This is a genomic window from Streptomyces roseolilacinus, from assembly GCF_014649335.1.
GTDB lineage: Bacteria > Actinomycetota > Actinomycetes > Streptomycetales > Streptomycetaceae > Streptomyces > Streptomyces roseolilacinus.
In genome coordinates this window covers 1-18,898 of the sequence record NZ_BMSV01000004.1, presented here as the reverse complement: position 1 = coordinate 18,898, position 18,898 = coordinate 1, and the positions used below count along the sequence as shown (strand labels likewise).

Sequence of the window (18,898 nt, the reverse complement as noted above, 5' to 3'; positions counted from 1 at the left end):
GCAGTCTGTCAGGCGGGGGCGACACTCCGGGCACTCGGGGCGAAACTGTGGATGACCCCGACCGGTTCGCGCATCGGCATCTCGGTGAGGCCCGGGAAGTAGAGGTGCAGGCTGACGGCCGGTTCGAGCGAGTCGTTGACGATCTCGTGGACCCGGCCGGGGGCGACGACCCGGCCCGACGCGCCCTGAGCGCCCCCGGTGAGCGTCCGCACGCCCCCTTCCGTACGTTCCGTCAGCTCGCCCTCCAGCACGGTGAAGTAGCCTGACGAGCGGCCGTGGTCGTGCGGTCCGGTGCCCTGGCCGGGCAGCCACGACAGCAGCCACACCTCGTAGCCGGGCCCGGTGCGCAGCCGGTGGTACCAGCGGGTCGTGGCGTCGTACGCGACGAGCGGCGCCCACAGGGCGCGGTCGGCGGCGATGGAGCGGGCGAGACCGGCGAACTCCGCCACGGTGCCCGGATGTTCCCTGGCGGGCTGGAGGAGGTGCTGGACGGCGAGGATGTCGCCGGCGATCTGGAGGTCGCTGTCGCTGTTCATGGGTGCGGTGTGTCCTCGGCGGGGCTGTTCGGCGGGAGGCGGAGCGGGTGCGGCGGGTACGGGCCCGCGCGGCGGTGCCCGGGGGACCGGGCGTGCGCGGGCGCGGCGGGGGACTCGCCTGGGGGTGGGGCCGGAGCGCTAGGGCGTCAACAGCACGAACAGCAACAGCGCGCGTGGACAGCGCGGCGGAACCCACGGGCAACGTGGGTCGCGAAGGGCGCTGTGGTCGCTGGCATGCCCCCAACGGTGGACCGGTCCGATTCGTTCTGTCAAACCGGTGACCGGTTTGGCGGTATTGGTTCACCTCATCCGGTCAGGCCGCCGGCAGAAAGGTTTGTGCTCGCCGGGTCCGGGACACATGGCGCAGGAACCGCCCGCGCAAACACCGTCGAGGGGTCGTGATCCGACTGTGATCCGGGTCGCTTCGCCGGCCCGGCCGCAACAAGATCACGGCCTCGGCCGTCCTCCTTGGCGAGGGGCCTCCGGCGGCGGGTTGCGGGGGAGGCTGCAGGCAGTGTCTCATTTTTACTGATTTGAACACTTTCTGCACCGCCTTGGTTCCGCAGAGTGAATACCGGGCCCAATAGCAGATCCCAGCTTGACTGCCCCGGAGCTACACACTTGTAATTTCGCTCGTGTCGTTCGGCCGAAAACGGGAAGCGGCGGCATCACGGGGACGTATATAGACAGACGAGGGGCGCAGATGACCGAGTTGTTCCAGGAACTGCTGGTCGAGGACGCGGACGAGGAACTCGGCTGGCAGGAGCGCGCGTTGTGCGCCCAGACCGATCCGGAGTCCTTCTTCCCCGAGAAGGGCGGTTCCACCCGCGAGGCCAAGAAGGTCTGCCTCGCCTGTGAGGTCCGTTCGGAATGCCTCGAATACGCACTCGCCAACGACGAGAGATTCGGAATCTGGGGCGGACTGTCCGAGCGCGAGCGCCGCCGCCTGAAGAAGGCCGCCGTCTGACCCTCCCCGGGGCCGCCCCCCTGCGGCCCGCAGCCGTCCCCGCCGGTGACCGCCGCCCGGCCGCGGACGCCACCGGCCCGTACCCGCCCAACGGTCCGCCATCCGTGCTCCGTCCACGGGCGGCGGACCGCTGCCGTGCCAGCCATTAGTGTGGAGCCCCGTCAAAGACGCTCCGACGCCCCGCGACGCGGGCGACCCCCTGGCCGGAGGGCCCGTACCTCGATGTCCGCCACCACAGCCGCGTTTTCCGCCGCTTCTTTGCCGCAGCAGCCCGAGTTCCCGCGGCACGTCGTCACCGCCGTGCTCGTCTCCCACGACGGGGCGCGCTGGCTGCCGGACGCCCTCGCCGGACTCCTCGGCCAGGAACGCCCCGTGCAGTACGCCATCGCCGCCGACACCGGCAGTTCCGACGAGTCCGCCCGGCTCGTCGGCGACGCCATCGGCGACGAGCGGGTGCTGCACCTCGCCCGCCGCACCGGCTTCGGCGCCGCCGTCGAGGAGGCCGTCCGCACCGCGCCCGTCCTCGGCCCGGAGGACCTGCCCTACCTGAAGCGGCCCAGCGGCTGGGACCCCGTCGCCAGGACCTGGCGCGACGACGCCCACGAGATGCCCGACCTGCCGCACGGCGAACCGGTCCAGTGGCTGTGGCTCCTCCACGACGACTGCGCGCCCGCCCCCGACGCCCTCGCCGAACTGCTCCGCGTCGCCGACGCCGACGAGTACGCCGCGGTCGTCGGCCCCAAGCTCCTCGGCTGGTACGACCGCAAGCAGCTCCTCGAAGTCGGCGTCAGCATCGCCAACAGCGGCCGCCGCTGGACCGGCCTCGACCGCCGCGAACAGGACCAGGGCCAGCACGACCAGATCCGCCCCGTCCTGTCCGTCTCCAGCGCCGGCATGCTCGTCCGCCGCGACGTCTTCGAGGAACTCGGCGGCTTCGACCGCCGCCTGCCCCTCATGCGCGACGACGTCGACCTGTGCTGGCGCGTCCACGCCGCCGGCCACCGCGTCCTCGTCGCCCCCGACGCCGTCCTGCGCCACGCCGAGGCCGCCTCCCGCGAGCGCCGCACCGTCGACTGCGCCGGCCGCTCCGTCGCCAACCCCCACCGCGTCGACAAGGCCGGCGCCGTCTACACCCTCCTCGCCAACGCGCGCGGAGCCGCCCTCCCGTACGTCCTGGTCCGCCTCGTCGTCGGCACCCTCCTGCGCACCCTCGCCTACCTCCTCGGCAAGGCCCCCGTCCAGGCCGTCGACGAGGTCATGGGCCTGTGCGGCGTCCTCCTCCGCCCCGAGCGGATCGTCGCCGCCCGCCGCAGACGCGCCTCCCGCGCCGTCGACCCCGCCGAACTGCGCCCCCTCTTCCCGCCGCCCGGCGCCACTGTCCGCGCCACGGTCGAGCAGGTCGCCTCCAACGTCGGCGGCACGGACGCCGACGCCGGCGGCTCCCGGCACGGCGCCGTCGAGTCCGGCCCCGGCGGCGACGACGCCGACTACCTGGAGATCGAGCAGTTCGCCCGGCTGAAGAAGATCGCCCGCAAACCGGGCCCCGTCCTCTTCGCCCTGCTCCTGCTCGTCTCCCTGATCGCCTGCCGCGGCCTCTTCGGCGGCGGCTCCCTCGCCGGCGGCGCCCTGCTGCCCGTCCCCGACGACGTCGGCGACCTGTGGGGCCGGTACGCCGACGCCTGGCACCCCCTCGGCACCGGCGGCACCCAGAGCGCCCCGCCCTACCTCGCCCTGCTGGCCGCCCTGTCCGGCCTCTTCCTCGGCTCCACCGGCTTCGCGCTCACCCTGCTGCTGGTGTGCTCCGTCCCGCTCGCCGGTTTCACCGCGTACTTCGCCTCCCGCTCCCTCGTCGAGTCGCGGCTCCTGCGCGCGTGGGCCGCCATCGCCTACGCCTTCCTGCCCGCCGCGACCGGCGCCCTCGCCACCGGCCGCCTCGGCACGGCCGTCCTCGCGATCCTGCTGCCCCTCATGGCCCGCGCCGCCGTCGCCGCGTACGGGCTGCGCGGCGGCGGACCCGGCGCCCCGCGCGGCAGTTGGCGCGCCACCTGGGCGTACACGCTCCTCCTGACGTTCACGACGGCCTTCACGCCCGTCGTCTGGCCGATCGCCGTCGTCCTCGGCGTCGCCGCCCTCGTCCTGCGCCGCGACGACATCACCGCGTACGGGCTGCGCTTCCTCGCCGTCGCCGGCACACCGCTGCTCGTCCTCGCCCCCTGGTCGCTGTCCCTGCTGACCGACCCGGCCGCCTTCCTCAGGGAAGCCGGCACGGAGATCCGCACCGGCCCGGCGAGCGCGCTCGACCTGCTCGGCACCAGCCCCGGCGGCCCCCGCACGGTCGGCGGCCTCGTCCTCCTCGGCCTCGTCCTGGCCGCCCTCGCCGCCCTGCTCCGCGCGGAGCGCGGGTTCGCGATCCGCAGCGCCTGGGCCGCCGCCGTCGTCGGCCTCCTCTTCGCCGTCCTCACCAACGGCTCCGGCGACCACGCCACCGGCTGGGCCGGCCCCGCCACCCTCGTCTACGGCCTCGCCCTCCTCGCCGCCGGCGTCCTCGGCGCCGAAGGCGGCCGCACCCGCGTCGCCGCGCAGAGCTTCGGCTGGCGCCAGCCCGTCGCCGCCCTCGTCGCCCTCGCCGCGGCCGTGGGCCCCCTGGTGTCCGCCGCCAACTGGATGATCGGCGGCGCCGCCGGCCCCCTGGAGCGCCGCGACCCGACCCAGGTCCCCGCGTTCGTCGCCGAGGAGAGCGTCACCCGCGACCAGCCCCGCACCCTGGTCCTCGACGGCCCGTCGGCAGCCAAGGTCACCTACGCCCTCGTCCGCGGCTCCGGCGCCCGCCTCGGCGACGCCGAGCTGACCGCCACGGGCGGCGGCGACCCCCGCCTGGACAAGGTCGTCGCCCACCTCGTCGCCGGCTCCGGCGCCGACCAGACCGCCGAACTCAGCGGCTTCGCCATCCGTTACGTACTGGTCCGCGACGGCGCGCCCCGCGAGATGGGCCGCGTCCTCGACGCCACCCCCGGCCTCAGCCGGCTCAGCCAGCGCGACGGCAGCGCCCTGTGGCGCGTCGACCGCCAGGTCGCCCGCGCCGTCATCGTCCCCGCCGCGGCCGGTGCCGCCGCGGGCGCCGAGGCCGGCACCGAACCCCTCCCCGTCGGCTCCGGCCCCGTCGAGGCGCACAGCGACATCCCCGCCGGCGGCGAGGGCCGCGTCCTGCGCATCGCCGACCGCGCCGACGACGGCTGGCAGGCCACCCTCGACGGCAAGCCCCTGGAGAAGACCACCGTCGACGGCTGGGCGCAGGGCTTCGAGCTGCCCGCCCAGGGCGGCCGCCTCGACCTGACCTACGAGGCGCCGCTCACCCGCACCGCGTGGATCTGGGCCCAGTGCGCCCTCGTCGTCGTCCTGCTCGTCCTCGCCCTGCCCGGCCGCCGCCGCGACATCGACGACGACCTGCCCGAGGAGGCCGCCCCGGCGCTCCCGCCCCAGGACGCCACGGGCGACGGGCGCCGCGCGCGCCGGCTGCGCGCCGCCGCCGCCGACCCGGACACCGACCCCGTACCGGACCCGGCCGACGGCACCGACGCCGACCCGTACGCCATGCCCGCCCCGCAGGTCCCGCCCCAGGCGGGACCCGGCACCGACTGGCCCGGCACCCCGCCCGCCGGCCAGGGGTACGGCGAGCAGCAGCCGTACGGGCAGCAGCCCTACGGCGACCAGGGCCACGGACAGCGGACGGCGTACGACGAGCAGCCCTACGCCCAGCCCTACGACGGCGCCCCGTACCCGCAGGCCCCCTACGACCCGGCCGCGTACCCCGGGCAGCAGTACGACCAGCAGCCGTACCCCTACCAGCAGCAGGGCCCGTACGACCCGTACGGCTACGACAACGAGCAGCGTCCCGACGGGAGCAGCCACCAGTGAACCGCAGCACCCTCTCCCTCCTCGCCGCCGCGACCGCCCTCGCCGCCCTCACCGGCCTCGCCGCCCTGACGTCCCCCGGCGCGGACGACGACCCGGTCCGGGCGGCCGGCGCGGCGCCCGCCCGGCTGCCCGTCGAACGCAGCAGCGTCCTGTGCCCGGCACCGAGCTCCTCCGAGGTCGCCGAGACGACGTACGTCTCGTTCACCCCCGCCACCGGCGGCGCCGGCAAGCCCGGCTCCGGCGCCCCGGCCGGCAAGGACGCCCTGCTGGACAGGGCCGAGCTGAAGCCGTCCGCCGTCACCCAGGACACGACGACCGTCGCCCCGAAGAAGGACGACGAGAAGAAGGACGGCGAGAAGACGGACGGCGAGGAGACCGAGGAGAAGGACGCCGAGAAGACCGCGAAGGACGGCGGGAAGACCGGGACGGCCGCGAGGAAGCCGGCCGCGGACAAGGCCGTCCTCACCGCCACCACCCCCGGGACACCCGTGGCGGCGGAGGAGAACGGGGCCGAGGTGCCCGCCCTCATCGGCGTCGCCTCCGGCCGGCTCGCCCCCGGCTGGACCACCCAGCAGACCACCGTCGTCCCCGCCGGAGGCGCCCGCGGCCTCCTCGGCGTCACCTGCACGCCCCCCGACACGGCCTTCTGGTTCCCCGGCACCTCCACCGCCGAGAACCGCCGCGACTACGTCCACCTCACCAACCCCGACGACACCGCCGCCGTCGTCGACATCGAGCTGTACGGGCCCGAAGGCGCCCTGAAGTCGCAGCTCACCGACGGCATCCCGGTCCCCGCCCGGTCCAGCGTCCCGGTGCTGCTGTCCACGCTCACCGCGGACCCGGCCACCTCCGACGTCACCGTCCACGTCACCACCCGCAGCGGCCGCGTCGGCGCGGTCATCCGCTCCGCCGTCGACCAGCTCGGCAGCGACTGGCTGCCGGCCTCCGTCGACCCCGCCCCCTCACTGGTCCTCCCCGGCATCCCCGCGGACGCCACGTCCGTGCAGCTCATGGCGTACGCGCCCGGCGAGGACGACGCCGAGCTGAAGATCCAGCTCGCCGGCGCCACGGGCACCATCACCCCCGCCGCCCAGCAGACGATCCGCGTGAAGTCCGGGATGACGGCCTCCGCCGACCTGGGGGACCTCACCAGCGGCGAGGCCGGCGCCCTGCTGCTGACCCCGGCCCAGGCGGGGCGGGCCACCCCCGTCGTCGCCGCGCTGCGCGTGGTGCGCGGCTCCGGCGAGAAGCAGGAGGTCGCCTTCATCCCGGCCACCGGCCCGGTGGGGGAGCGGGCGACCGTCGCCGACAACCGCGCCAAGGGCACCACCCTGTCGCTGACCGCGCCCGGCAAGGCCGCCGAGGTCCGCGTCACCGCCTCCCCGGGCACCGAGGGCGGCACGCCCGCCACCAAGACGTACACCGTCAAGGCCGGCACGACCCTGGCGGTCGCCCCGCCCGTGCCCGCCGGGCTCAAGGGCTCCTACGCCCTGACCGTGGAGACCCTGTCCGGCGGCCCCGTCCACGCGGTGCGCATGCTGGCCCTGCCGGAGGACGGCATCGCGATGTTCACCCTCCAGGCCCTCACCGACGACCGCGCGAAGGTGGCCGTACCGGAGGCGGAACAGGACCTCGCCGTCCTGGACGACTAGCCGGACCCGGCCCGCGCGCCCGTACGGACACCCCGTCCGTGCGGGCGCGCCGGCTTCCCCGGACCGGCCCGCGCCGGTCAGTCCTGCCCGTACCGCGGGTCGACCGACTCGGGCGCCAGACCCAGCAGATCGGCGACCTGCTCCACCACGACCTCGTGCACCAGCAGCGCCCGCTCGTCCCGGCTCTTGGCGCGCAGCTCCACGGGCCGCCGGTACACGACCACGCGCGCGTGCCGCTCCCGCGTCGCCGGGGCCGAACTGCCCAGCGGCACGGAGTCGTCCTGCGGCGCCGGCACCTCCAGCACCAGGAAGTCGACCTCGGCGAGCTGGGGCCACCGCCGCTCCAGGCGCTCCACGGAGTCCTGCACCAGGTCGCGGAAGGTGTCCGCCCGCGTGGCGGACAGGGGAACCTGGGGCGGCGCCACGGGGCCGCGCATCCCTCGGCCGTGGCGATCACGGCGGCGCGGTCGCGGCTCGGTCGGGCGGGGTGGTCCTGGACTGTCCATCACCTGACGCAGCGTAGCCCTCCCGGACGCGCAGCGTTCCCCCGTCGCGCCGCGCCCCGGCATGTCGCCGGATGGGCATTCCAGCCATGCGGGGGCGCGATTCGGCACCCTTGCCGGGTCGGCCCGCCCGTGGGAAATGACCGGATTCGTTCGCCGAACCGCCCGGCCGGACGGCCCTCCCGCCCCCCGCCGGACACCCCCCGCGCCCTTCCCGCGCAGGTCGGAACACCCCTCCCAAACCCCCCTGTGCCCGACGTCACACCGCGACACGGGCGAGTGACCCGGTGGAGAGTCGTCGCGGCCCGCTCAAGAGTGCGGTACCGTCCAACGTCGTGAGCCCTGTACGTCGCTGTTCGCGCACCGCGTGCGGCCGCCCTGCCGTCGCGACACTGACGTACGTCTATGCCGACTCGACCGCGGTCCTCGGCCCGCTCGCCACCTACGCGGAACCCCACTGCTACGACCTGTGCGCCGAGCACAGCGAGCGCCTCACCGCGCCCCGCGGCTGGGAGGTCGTCCGCCTGTCCGACGCCTCCGGTCCCACCCGCCCCAGCGGCGACGACCTGGAAGCCCTCGCCAACGCCGTGCGCGAGGCGGCCCGCCCCCAGGAGCGCACGGCCCAGGCCGACGCCAAGGGCGGCGCCCGCAGCGGCGACCCCGTCGAGGTTGGCCGCCGCGGCCACCTGCGCGTGCTGCGCTCCCCCGACTCCTGACGCCCGGCGAGCCCGGCGCCTCCGCCCCGGCGACGCCCCGCGCATCCCTCCCCACGTACTTGTCACCTCTGCGGGTAGTTTGTGTACTCCACACAGGCTCGCAGGAGGTTGATCAGTGACTGCTGATCTGTCGCAGATCGTCAAGGCGTACGACGTCCGCGGAGTCGTGCCGGACCAGTGGGACGAGACGCTCGCCGAGCTGTTCGGCGCGGCCTTCGTCCAGGTGACCGGCGCCGACGCGATCGTCGTCGGCCACGACATGCGCCCGTCGTCCCCCGGCCTGTCCGGCGCCTTCGCACGCGGAGCCGCCGCCCGGGGCGCCGACGTCACTCTCATCGGACTGTGCTCCACCGACCAGCTGTACTTCGCCTCCGGCCACCTGGGCCTGCCGGGCGCCATGTTCACGGCGTCGCACAACCCGGCCCAGTACAACGGCATCAAGATGTGCCGCGCCGGCGCCGCCCCCATCGGCCAGGACAGCGGCCTCGCCGACATCCGCGCCCTCGTCGAGACGTGGCGGGACTCCGAGGGCCCCGCCCCGGCCGCCACCCCCGGCCGGATCACCGAGACGGACACCCTCACCGCCTACGCGGAGCACCTGAGGTCCCTGGTCGACCTCACCTCCGTCCGCCCCCTCAAGGTCGTCGTCGACGCGGGCAACGGCATGGGCGGCCACACGGTCCCCACCGTCTTCGAGGGCCTGCCCCTGACGCTCGTCCCCCTCTACTTCGAGCTGGACGGCACATTCCCCCACCACGAGGCCAACCCGCTCGACCCCGCCAACATCGTCGACCTCCAGCAGCGCGTCCGCGCCGAGGGCGCCGACATCGGCCTCGCCTTCGACGGCGACGCCGACCGCTGCTTCGTCGTGGACGAGCGGGGCGAGCCCGTCCCCCCGTCCGCGATCACCGCGCTGGTCGCCGCCCGCGAGCTGGCCAAGCACCCCGGCGGAACGGTCATCCACAACCTGATCACGTCGCAGTCCGTCCCCGAGGTCGTCCGCGAGAACGGCGGCGTCCCCGTCCGCACCCGCGTCGGCCACTCCTTCATCAAGGCCGAGATGGCCCGCACGGGCGCGATCTTCGGCGGCGAGCACTCCGCGCACTACTACTTCCGCGACTTCTGGAACGCCGACACCGGCATGCTCGCCGCGCTCCACGTCCTCGCCGCGCTCGGCGGCCAGGAGGGCACGCTGTCCGCGCTCGTCGCCGAGTACGACCGCTACGCGGCCTCCGGCGAGATCAACTCCACCGTCGCCGACCAGGCCGCCAGCACCGCCGCCGTACGCGCGGCCTTCGCGTCCCGCGACGGCGTCACCACCGACGAGCTCGACGGCCTCACCATCGGCGGCGACGGCTGGTGGTTCAACCTCCGGCCGTCCAACACCGAGCCGCTCCTCCGCCTCAACGTCGAGGCCCGGGACGAGGCCACCATGGCCGAGGTCCGCGACGAGGTCCTCGCCCTCGTCCGCGCCTGACCGGCCGCCGCACGGCACCCGGGTCCGGTGCCCGTCCCGCCCCCGCGCGGACGGGCACCGGACCCGGCCGGCGCCCACCTCCGCCCCGGCCCCCGGGCGCCCCGCCCGGCCCCCGGACCACGGCGCCCCACCCGCCCGCGTCACGGCGTCCCGCCGACCCGACGTCCCCCGCATCCCGGCGGTAGGCTGACGACGCCAGGAAACCGCCGCACACCGCGGCACCGCACCGGACCGGCCGGACCACGCCCGGTCCCCGCCCGGCGCCGCGAACGCACCCGAAGGGAACCGCCCCATGCCGCTCGAAGCCGGCCTCCTCGACATCCTCGCCTGCCCCGCCTGCCGCGCCCCCCTCGGCGACCGCACGGCCGAGGAGACCCCCGAGCTGGTCTGCACGAGCGACGACTGCGGCCTCGCCTACCCGGTACGGGACGGCATCCCGGTACTCCTCGTCGACGAGGCCCGCCGCCCCGCCTGACCCACCGCCCCGGCGACATCCCGCACCGGCGATCGGAGGCCCCACCCATGCTCGACGAGTCGCTGCTCGACGCTCCCGACGCCCTGGCCCAGGCGGACCGCCGCGGACTCCTGCGCGGCGCCGCCGAATCCGGCGCCCGGGTACGCACCGCCGCCCGGCACGCGGCCGAGGCCGGCGTCACCGCCCTCCAGCCGGAGGGGCGCCCCCGCACCGTCCTCGTCGCCGGCACCGGCACGGCGGCCACCGGAGCCGCCGACCTGATCGCCGCCCTCGCCGGGGCCTCCGCGCCCGTCACCCGGCTGCGCCCCACCGGCGTCGCCGCGGCCGCGGGCGCGCTGCGCTGGACCCTCCCGGGCTGGGCCGGCTCCGTCGACCTGCTGCTCATCCCGACCAACGACGGCTCCGAACCCGGCCTCGTCACCCTCGCCGAGCAGGCCTACCGGCGGGGCGTCACCGTCGTCACCGTCGCCCCGCAGCGCTCGCTCATCACGGAGGCCGTCGGCAACACCCACGGCCTCGTCGTCCCCATGGCGACCGCACCCCACGAGCTGTACGACGAGCCGCAGGCCGCCGGCCCCGGCGCGCTCTGGGCGCTGTTCACCCCGCTCCTGGCCCTCCTCGACCGCGTCGGCCTGTTCACGGCCCCCGCCGACACGCTGGAGAAGGTCGCCGACCGCCTCGACCGCACCGCCGAACGCTGCGGCCCCGCCGTCGCCACGTACGGCAACCCGGCCAAGACCCTCGCCGCCGAGCTCTCCGACGCCCTGCCCCTCATCTGGACCGAGGGCACCGCCGCCGCGCCCGTGGGCCGCCGCTTCGCCGCCGTCCTCGCCGAACTCGCCGGCCGCCCCGCCCTCGCCGCGGAGCTCCCCGAGGCGCTCGACGCCCACGGCGGCCTCCTCGCCGGCGACTTCGCCGGGGGAGCCGACCCCGACGACTTCTTCCGCGACCGCGTCGAGGACCCGCAGGCGCTGCACGCCCGCGTCGTCCTCCTCCGCGACCGCCCCGCCGACGCCGGCGGCCTCACCGCCGCCCCCACCGCCCGCGAACTCGCCCTCGGCCACGACACGCCCTTCAGCGAGCTGGAGCCCGAGGAGGGCAACCCCCTCGAAGCCCTCGCCGAACTCCTCGCCGTCACCGACTTCGCCGCCTGCTACCTCGCCCTGGCCTCCGGCCGCCGCCTCTGACCCCCGGCCGCCGGCTCCGACCGCGGCCGGCCGCCGTCAGCCGGTCCACGACCGGCCGCCGTCCCCGACCCGCGATCGGCCCCGGGCGCGCCGGCCCCGGAACCGGACCCACCCCTCCCGGCACCGCACCCGCGACCCCGAGGACCGGCCCCGCCGACCCCGGACCGACGCCCCGCCCGCACACGGAAAGCCCACCGCACATGGACCGCCTCTCCACCACCGTCCGCCCCTACGCCTGGGGCTCCACGACGGCCATCCCGGAACTGCTCGGCACCGCCCCCACCGGCGAGCCCCAGGCCGAGATGTGGATGGGCGCCCACCCCGGCGCACCCTCCCGCGTCACCCGCCCCACCCCCGAGGGCGACCGCGAGCAGCCCCTCAACGAGGTCATCGCCGCCGACCCCGAAAGGGAACTCGGCCCCGCCACCGTCGCCAGGTTCGGCCCCCACCTGCCCTTCCTCCTGAAGATCCTCGCCGCCGAGGCCCCCCTCTCCCTCCAGGTCCACCCCGACCCCGCCCGGGCCGAGGCCGGCTACGCCGCCGAGGAACGCGCCGGCATCCCCCTCGACGCCCCGCACCGCAACTACAAGGACCCCCACCACAAGCCCGAACTCATCTGCGCCCTCACCCCCTTCGAGGGCTTCTGCGGCTTCCGCGACCCCGTCCGGACCGCCGACCTCCTCGCCGCCCTCGACGTCGACTCCCTCAAGCCCTACGTCGACCTCCTCCACGCCCACCCCGAGGACGCCGCCCTCCGCGAGGTCCTCACCGCGGTCCTCACCGCCGACCCCGAGGGCATCGCCGCCACCGTCCACGACACCGCCGCCGCCTGCGCCCGCCTCGGCGGCGCCCACGCCCCGTACGCCACCCTCGCCCACCACCACCCCGGCGACCGCGGCGTCCTCGCCGCGCTCCTCCTCAACCACGTACGGCTCCAGCCCGGCGAAGCCCTGTACCTCGGCGCCGGCGTCCCCCACGCCTACCTCGGCGGCCTCGGCGTGGAGATCATGGCCAACTCCGACAACGTCCTGCGCTGCGGCCTCACCCCCAAGCACGTCGACGTCCCCGAACTCCTCCGCGTCGTCCGCTTCGAAGCCGGCGACCCCGGCGTCCTGCGCCCCGAGGCGTCCCCCTCCGGCGAGGAGGTGTACGAGACCCCCGCCGACGAGTTCCGCCTCTCCCGGTACGTACGCCCCGAAGGCGCCGCCCCCGTCGACCTCACCGCCCCCACCCCGCAGATCCTCCTCGCCACCGCCGGCGCCCCACGCCTCGGCGACCTCACCCTCACCCCCGGCCACTCCGTCTTCGTACCGGCCGGGGAGGACGTCGCCCTGTCGGGCAGCGGCACCCTCTTCAGAGCCACAGCGGTGGCCTGAACCACCGCCGCCGTCCGGTGCTGCAACAATGTCCCGCCGTACAGAACCGGCCGAACCCACGAGCCCACCCAGGGACCAGTGAAGGGACAGGACACGCATGAGCGCGTCAGGCGGAACCAAGGCGATCGTGGCGGCACTCGTCGCCAACCTCGCGATCGCCGTGAGCAAATTCGTGGCGTTCGTCTTCAGCGGCTCGTCGTCGATGCTCGCCGAATCGGTGCACTCCCTGGCCGACTCCGGCAACCAGGGACTGCTCCTCCTCGGCGGCAAGAAGGCCCAGCGCGAGGCGACCCCCCAGCACCCCTTCGGCTACGGCCGAGAGCGGTACATCTACGCCTTCCTCGTATCCATCGTCCTCTTCTCCGTCGGCGGCATGTTCGCCCTGTACGAGGGCTACGAGAAGATCAAGCACCCCCACGAGATCGAGGCCTGGTACTGGCCCGTCGGCGTCCTCGTCTTCGCGATCATCGCCGAGTCGTTCTCCTTCCGCACCGCCATCAAGGAGTCCAACGAACTCCGCGGCGAGCGCTCCTGGAAGGACTTCGTCCGCACCGCCAAGGCACCCGAGCTGCCCGTCGTCCTCCTGGAGGACCTCGGCGCCCTCGTCGGCCTGATCCTCGCCCTCGTCGGCGTCAGCCTCGCCCTCGTCACCGGCGACGGCGTCTGGGACGGCATCGGCACCCTGTGCATCGGCGTCCTGCTCATCCTGATCGCCATCGTCCTCGCCCTCGAGACCAAGTCGCTCCTCCTGGGCGAGTCCGCCGGTCTCGACGAGGTCCGCAAGATCGAGGAAGCCCTCGTCGACGGCACCACCGTCACCGGCGTCATCCACATGCGCACCCTCCACCTCGGCCCCGAGGAGCTCCTCGTCGCCGCCAAGATCGCCGTCCAGCACGACGACACCGCCACGCAGGTCGCCGCCGCGATCGACGCGGCGGAGACGCGCATCCGCGCCGCCGTCCCCATCGCCCGGGTCATCTACCTGGAACCCGACATCCTCCGCACCACCCGCTGAGCACCACCGCACCACCCCGCCGGCCCGCCCGGCACCCGAAGGCCCCGGCCCCCCGCCGGGGCCTTCGGCCTGCGCCCCTCCCGCGCGCCGGCCCGCACCGCTCCCGGCGGACTTGAAGCCCGCGCACCCGATCGGTGTAGATTCGAATACCGAGACAGACGTCGCTGCTGATGGCGGTCGGGCGGTCCCCACGGATCGGCCGAGGGAGAGAGGGCCTCCGACGACTGCACCGCGCGTGCCCGGGCATCCTTGTGTCCGCCGGCGCGGAGCCAGCCCTACCCACCTCGACCCGACAACGAGGAGCAGCTCGAAATGACGACTGTCGACCACCGACAGGACTTCAAGGTCGCCGACCTCTCCCTGGCCGAGTTCGGCCGCAAGGAGATCACCCTCGCCGAGCACGAGATGCCCGGCCTGATGGCGATCCGCAAGGAGTACGCCGAGACCCAGCCCCTGGCCGGCGCCCGGATCACCGGCTCCCTGCACATGACCGTGCAGACCGCCGTCCTCATCGAGACCCTCGTCGCCCTCGGCGCCCGGGTCCGCTGGGCCTCCTGCAACATCTTCTCCACGCAGGACCACGCCGCCGCCGCCATCGCCGTCGGCCCCGACGGCACCCCGGACGACCCGAAGGGCGTCCCCGTCTTCGCCTGGAAGGGCGAGACGCTGGAGGAGTACTGGTGGTGCACCGAGCAGGCCCTGACCTGGCCGGACAGCCCCACCGGCGGCCCCAACATGATCCTCGACGACGGTGGTGACGCCACCCTCCTCGTCCACAAGGGCGTCGAGTTCGAGAAGGCCGGCCAGGCCCCGGACCCGTCCACCGCGGACAGCGAGGAGTACGGCCACATCCTCCGCCTCCTCAACCGCACCCTCACCGAGAACCCGCAGAAGTGGACCCGCCTCGCGTCCGAGATCCGCGGCGTCACCGAGGAGACCACCACCGGCGTCCACCGCCTGTACGAGATGCACCGCGACGGCACGCTGCTCTTCCCGGCGATCAACGTCAACGACGCGGTCACCAAGTCGAAGTTCGACAACAAGTACGGCTGCCGCCACTCCCTGGTCGACGGCATCAACCGCGCCACCGACGTCCTAATCGGCGGCAAGGTCGCCGTCGTCTGCGGCTACGGCGACGTCGGCAAGGGCTGCGCCGAGTCCCTCCGCGGCCAGGGCGCCCGCGTCATCGTCACCGAGGTCGACCCCATCTGCGCCCTCCAGGCGGCGATGGACGGCTACCAGGTCACCACCCTCGACGAGGTCGTCGAGACCGCCGACATCTTCATCACCACCACCGGCAACCGCGACATCATCATGGCCGCGGACATGGCCAAGATGAAGCACCAGGCCATCGTCGGCAACATCGGCCACTTCGACAACGAGATCGACATGGCCGGCCTCGCCAGGATCCCCGGCATCGTCAAGGACGAGGTCAAGCCGCAGGTCCACACCTGGACCTTCCCCGACGGCAAGAAGATCATCGTCCTGTCCGAGGGCCGCCTGCTGAACCTGGGCAACGCCACCGGCCACCCGTCCTTCGTGATGTCCAACTCGTTCGCGGACCAGACCCTGGCCCAGATCGAGCTCTACACGAAGCCGGAGCAGTACCCGACCGACGTGTACGTCCTGCCCAAGCACCTCGACGAGAAGGTCGCCCGCCTCCACCTGGACGCGCTCGGCGTCAAGCTCACCACCCTCCGCCAGGAGCAGGCCGACTACATCGGCGTCAAGGTCGAAGGCCCCTACAAGCCGGACCACTACCGCTACTGACCGCCCCGCGGCCACACCGGCAGCAGGTACCCAGGCAGGCCCCCGCACCCCCGTGTCGGGGGCCTGCCCCGTACCCGGCCGGCCCGACCACCGCTCAGCGGCGGTGCCGAGACCCCGACCAGAACCCCGAGGACCCATGCCCCGAGGCCGCTATTCGCTCCACGATCCGCACGATCGCACCCCCCTCGGCGAAGAACACTTCCACTGCGCGCCCGGCCCCTCCGGCTGGCGCTACGTCTCGCAACTCACCACCCCCTCCGGCGACCACGCCGGCTCCGTCGACCTCGCCCTCGACGACCTCGGCCGCCCCATCCGCCTCGAACTCCACGCCGGCGGCTGGCAGGTACGCGGCGCCGCCCTCGACGGCGTCACCTGGGTTCGCACCGACCCGACCGGTTCGCACGCCACGGAAGGCAACGTGCGCGCCCACGCCTTCACCGGCAGCTCCCCGGCCTTCCTCGTGGCCCTCACCCGGCTCCTGCGCCTCACCCCCGGTTCCGGCTCGACCCGCGTCCGCCTCGTCGCCTTCACGGACCCGGTCCTCGCCCCCCTCACCGTCGACCAGTCCTGGGCCCTGGTGGACAGTGAAACGCACCCCACTGACAACGGCCTCCTGACCGTGGACGAATACCAGGTCACCGCCCTCGACACGGGTGAGCGGCACAGCGTCCACATCGCCGGCGACGTCGTCCTCGCGGCCCCGGGCGTCGAGCTCGAGGACCTCCAGACCCCGCCGTCCGTCCTCCCCTGACCGCCAGGGGCGGCCAGCGCGGCTAGGCGGGCGGAGCGAACCCGGTGGCGGCCTTCCGGGACGGCCCCGCGCCCTCCTCCGCCGCACCCCGCACCGCAGGCGCCCCCGCACCGGGCACGGCCACCCCGGCAGAACCCCCCGCACCACCCGCACCGGCCGGCACCGAAGCCTCCCCGACCCCGCCCAAGACACCCACCCCGAAAACCCCGGCCCCCCGAACCCCGGCAGCCCCGCCCACACCCGCATCAACACCCACACCCGCGGGCGCCACCCGGCGCGCGTCCCGCGCCTGCCGCTCGTGCACCACCGCGGCCAGGAACACCGCGGCGGGCACCCCGGGAGGCGCGGGCGCCCCCGTACGCGCCACCACCTCGTCCGCCAGACGCTCCGCCAGCACCCGGCCCGCCTCCGGATCCAGCTGCCGCATCCGCGTCAGGCACTGCCGGATCCCCAGCCACAGCGCGTCCGGCACCGCCGACAGGTCCAGCTGCGCGAACCGCCCCACCAGCCACGGCGGCGGCGGAGGCACCGGCGTCGTACGTCCCACCGGCACCCGCTCCCGCACCACCAGCGTCCCCGCGAACACGTCGCCGACCCGCCGCCCCCGCGCCGACACCAGCGAAGCGACGCACGCGATCACCCCGAAGGTCATCAGGATCTCCACGATCCCGATCAACCCCCGCACCAGCGCGTGCCGGAACCGGATCGGCCCCCCGTCGTCCCGCACCACCCGCAGCCCGCACGCCAGCTTCCCCAGCGACCGCCCGTGGCTGAGCGTCTCCACCGCGATCGGGCCGCCCACCAGCACCAGCAGGAACGACGCGATCGACACCGCCGCCAGCGCCGCCTCGTCGAGCGACGCCGTCGCGAAGGCGAGGCCGATGGATATCAGCAGGTACGCCGTCCACACGACGACCAGATCGATCAGCAGCGCCAGCGCCCGGCTCGGCAACCGGGCCGGCCGCAGCCCCAGGACGACCGCGTCCCCCGTCACGACCTCACTCACGCCGCCCACCCTTCTCCGACCTTGCCCGACCGCTCCCCACGCCAGTCTGCCAAGCTGACCGACAGCGCGCCGCAGTAGTACGAACCGTACGCACCCCGTGCACTGGAGCATCAGCCGATCATGGACCTCGACGTCTACGTCACCGCCCACCGCGCCGAGTGGGAGCGCCTGGAGCACCTCCTGGGCCGCGGCCGCCGACTGACCGGCGCCGAGGCGGACGAGCTCGTGGCGCTGTACCAGCGCACCGCGACCCACCTCTCCGTCATCCAGAGCAGCGCGCCCGACCCGGCGCTCACCGCCCGCCTCACCCAGCTCGTCGCCCGGGCCCGCGCCGCCGTCACCGGCACCCGCCGCGCCTCCTGGCGCGACGTCGTCCGCTTCCTCACCGCCGGGTTCCCCGCCGCGGTCTACCGCTCACGCCACTGGTGGATCCCCACCGCGGTCCTCTCCACCCTCCTCGCCGCGGTCATCGGCTGGTGGATCGGCACGCACCCCGAGGTCCAGGCGGCGATCGCCGCCCCCGAGGAACTGCGCCAGATGACCCGCCCCGGCGGCGAGTACGAGACGTACTACTCCAGCCACCCGGCGGCCTCCTTCGCCGCCCAGGTCTGGACGAACAACGCGCAGGCCGCCGCCATGTGCCTGGTCCTCGGCGCCTTCTTCGGCGTGCTGGTGCTGTGGGTCCTCTTCCTCAACATGCTCAACCTCGGCATCGGCATCGGCCTCATGGCCTCAGCGGGACGCCTCGACACCTTCCTCGGCCTGGTCCTCCCGCACGGCCTGCTGGAACTGACGGCCGTCTTCGTCGCCGCCGGCACGGGCCTCCGCCTCGGCTGGACCCTCATCGACCCGGGCCCGTACTCGCGCCGCACTGCCCTCGCCCGGCAGGGCCGCGCCGCGATCGGCATGGCCATCGGCCTGGCCCTGGTCCTCTTCGTGTCCGGCGTCATCGAGGGCTTCGTGACCCCGTCCGGCCTCCCCACCTGGGCCCGCATCGCCATCGGCGTCGCAGCCGAGGCCGCCTTCCTCGTGTACGTGTACGTGCTCGGCGGCCGGGCGGTCCGGGCCGGCGAGGCGGGCGACGTGGCGTCCGCCGACCGCAGCGCGGAGCTGCCGACCGCCGCCTGATGTGCGTACGGCCCCGCTGACCTGCTAGTGTCCTCTTCGCCGCCAGACCTGTTGACACGGGCGAGGTGGGGAGGTAGATTTAAACGGTTGCCGGGAGCTGGACAAGCTCGGGTGCAACGGTTAGAGTCTCTCTCGCTCCGCGGTGAACCGGACAGGTTCTCGCCGGAGCCAATCGATTCCTCCATTCGGATCGCGAAGCTGATTTCAATCAGTCGAGATGACTCTGATAAAGTTGAATCAAGCCGAAAGGCGAAAGGCCCTCCAACGGCCACCGGAAACGAAATCCGCACCGGAAACGGAACGGAAAAGGGTCTGGTAAAGTCGGAATCGCCGGAAAGGGAAACGCGGAAGCGGAGAACGGCTCGGCGGCCCGGTCCAGCGGGTGGCGGAGACGGAAATCGGATCTGCTAGGCTGGAAACACCG

The 18,898-nt window shown here is 74.2% G+C and carries 15 protein-coding genes; 12 read left to right on the top strand and 3 right to left on the bottom strand.

Features of this window, described 5'->3' with window-relative positions; genetic code table 11:
- Positions 1 to 8: 8 nt before the first annotated feature.
- Positions 9 to 536 (bottom strand): cysteine dioxygenase, encoded by a 528-nt coding sequence (locus IE106_RS10360; RefSeq protein WP_189532306.1) that lies wholly within the window; start codon positions 534 to 536, stop codon positions 9 to 11.
- A gap of 703 nt (positions 537 to 1,239) precedes the next feature.
- On the opposite strand from IE106_RS10360, the gene IE106_RS10355 reads away from it, so the two are divergent.
- The 3 genes from IE106_RS10355 to IE106_RS10345 all read left to right on the top strand — a co-directional run bounded on the left by IE106_RS10355 (position 1,240) and on the right by IE106_RS10345 (position 7,070).
- Positions 1,240 to 1,503: a WhiB family transcriptional regulator gene (locus tag IE106_RS10355; RefSeq protein WP_023588371.1), complete on the top strand. Its 264-nt coding sequence runs from the start codon at positions 1,240 to 1,242 to the stop codon at positions 1,501 to 1,503.
- A gap of 222 nt (positions 1,504 to 1,725) precedes the next feature.
- Positions 1,726 to 5,418: a glycosyltransferase family 2 protein gene (locus tag IE106_RS10350; protein WP_189532304.1), complete on the top strand. Its 3,693-nt coding sequence runs from the start codon at positions 1,726 to 1,728 to the stop codon at positions 5,416 to 5,418.
- Complete coding sequence (locus IE106_RS10345) at positions 5,415 to 7,070, top strand: DUF5719 family protein (protein WP_189532302.1); 1,656 nt, start codon at positions 5,415 to 5,417, stop codon at positions 7,068 to 7,070. Before IE106_RS10350 ends, IE106_RS10345 begins: the two co-directional genes overlap by 4 nt.
- A gap of 77 nt (positions 7,071 to 7,147) precedes the next feature.
- Here IE106_RS10345 and IE106_RS10340 read toward each other — a convergent pair whose 3' ends face one another.
- Positions 7,148 to 7,576 (bottom strand): metallopeptidase family protein, encoded by a 429-nt coding sequence (locus IE106_RS10340; RefSeq protein WP_189532300.1) that lies wholly within the window; start codon positions 7,574 to 7,576, stop codon positions 7,148 to 7,150.
- Between the two features lie 284 nt (positions 7,577 to 7,860).
- Between IE106_RS10340 and IE106_RS10335 the strand changes: the two genes are divergently transcribed.
- From IE106_RS10335 to IE106_RS10300, 8 genes are all read left to right on the top strand, one after another.
- Positions 7,861 to 8,289: a DUF3499 domain-containing protein gene (locus tag IE106_RS10335; RefSeq protein ID WP_189532299.1), complete on the top strand. Its 429-nt coding sequence runs from the start codon at positions 7,861 to 7,863 to the stop codon at positions 8,287 to 8,289.
- Positions 8,290 to 8,404: 115 nt separating this feature from the next.
- Positions 8,405 to 9,766: a phosphomannomutase/phosphoglucomutase gene (locus tag IE106_RS10330; protein WP_189532298.1), complete on the top strand. Its 1,362-nt coding sequence runs from the start codon at positions 8,405 to 8,407 to the stop codon at positions 9,764 to 9,766.
- A gap of 292 nt (positions 9,767 to 10,058) precedes the next feature.
- A complete protein-coding gene (locus IE106_RS10325) occupies positions 10,059 to 10,241 on the top strand; it encodes a Trm112 family protein (protein ID WP_189532297.1) in 183 nt (60 codons plus the stop codon).
- A 47-nt stretch (positions 10,242 to 10,288) separates the two neighbouring features.
- Positions 10,289 to 11,428: an SIS domain-containing protein gene (locus tag IE106_RS10320; protein WP_189532296.1), complete on the top strand. Its 1,140-nt coding sequence runs from the start codon at positions 10,289 to 10,291 to the stop codon at positions 11,426 to 11,428.
- Positions 11,429 to 11,628: 200 nt separating this feature from the next.
- Complete coding sequence (manA, locus tag IE106_RS10315) at positions 11,629 to 12,804, top strand: mannose-6-phosphate isomerase, class I (protein WP_189532295.1); 1,176 nt, start codon at positions 11,629 to 11,631, stop codon at positions 12,802 to 12,804.
- 97 nt (positions 12,805 to 12,901) lie between these two features.
- Positions 12,902 to 13,819, top strand: a complete 918-nt coding sequence (locus IE106_RS10310) for a cation diffusion facilitator family transporter (RefSeq protein WP_189532293.1) — start codon at positions 12,902 to 12,904, stop codon at positions 13,817 to 13,819.
- 312 nt (positions 13,820 to 14,131) lie between these two features.
- Positions 14,132 to 15,589, top strand: a complete 1,458-nt coding sequence (gene ahcY / locus IE106_RS10305) for an adenosylhomocysteinase (protein ID WP_189532291.1) — start codon at positions 14,132 to 14,134, stop codon at positions 15,587 to 15,589.
- Between the two features lie 136 nt (positions 15,590 to 15,725).
- Positions 15,726 to 16,340, top strand: a complete 615-nt coding sequence (locus tag IE106_RS10300) for a hypothetical protein (protein WP_189532289.1) — start codon at positions 15,726 to 15,728, stop codon at positions 16,338 to 16,340.
- 22 nt (positions 16,341 to 16,362) lie between these two features.
- Here IE106_RS10300 and IE106_RS10295 read toward each other — a convergent pair whose 3' ends face one another.
- Positions 16,363 to 17,346: an RDD family protein gene (locus tag IE106_RS10295; RefSeq protein WP_189532287.1), complete on the bottom strand. Its 984-nt coding sequence runs from the start codon at positions 17,344 to 17,346 to the stop codon at positions 16,363 to 16,365.
- 120 nt (positions 17,347 to 17,466) lie between these two features.
- Between IE106_RS10295 and IE106_RS10290 the strand changes: the two genes are divergently transcribed.
- The gene (locus IE106_RS10290) at positions 17,467 to 18,474 is read left to right on the top strand and encodes a stage II sporulation protein M (protein ID WP_189532285.1); all 1,008 of its coding nucleotides are present in this window, start codon (positions 17,467 to 17,469) and stop codon (positions 18,472 to 18,474) included.
- Positions 18,475 to 18,898: the final 424 nt, after the last annotated feature.

Coding starts and splice junctions, on each gene's coding strand:
- IE106_RS10310 (WP_189532293.1), top strand. CDS start 12,902: ATGAGCGCGTCAGGCGGAACCAAGGCGATCGTGGCGGCACTCGTCGCC.
- manA (WP_189532295.1), top strand. CDS start 11,629: ATGGACCGCCTCTCCACCACCGTCCGCCCCTACGCCTGGGGCTCCACG.
- ahcY (WP_189532291.1), top strand. CDS start 14,132: ATGACGACTGTCGACCACCGACAGGACTTCAAGGTCGCCGACCTCTCC.
- IE106_RS10325 (WP_189532297.1), top strand. CDS start 10,059: ATGCCGCTCGAAGCCGGCCTCCTCGACATCCTCGCCTGCCCCGCCTGC.
- IE106_RS10300 (WP_189532289.1), top strand. CDS start 15,726: ATGCCCCGAGGCCGCTATTCGCTCCACGATCCGCACGATCGCACCCCC.
- IE106_RS10360 (WP_189532306.1), bottom strand. CDS start 536: ATGAACAGCGACAGCGACCTCCAGATCGCCGGCGACATCCTCGCCGTC.
- IE106_RS10290 (WP_189532285.1), top strand. CDS start 17,467: ATGGACCTCGACGTCTACGTCACCGCCCACCGCGCCGAGTGGGAGCGC.
- IE106_RS10350 (WP_189532304.1), top strand. CDS start 1,726: ATGTCCGCCACCACAGCCGCGTTTTCCGCCGCTTCTTTGCCGCAGCAG.
- IE106_RS10355 (WP_023588371.1), top strand. CDS start 1,240: ATGACCGAGTTGTTCCAGGAACTGCTGGTCGAGGACGCGGACGAGGAA.
- IE106_RS10340 (WP_189532300.1), bottom strand. CDS start 7,576: ATGGACAGTCCAGGACCACCCCGCCCGACCGAGCCGCGACCGCGCCGC.
- IE106_RS10320 (WP_189532296.1), top strand. CDS start 10,289: ATGCTCGACGAGTCGCTGCTCGACGCTCCCGACGCCCTGGCCCAGGCG.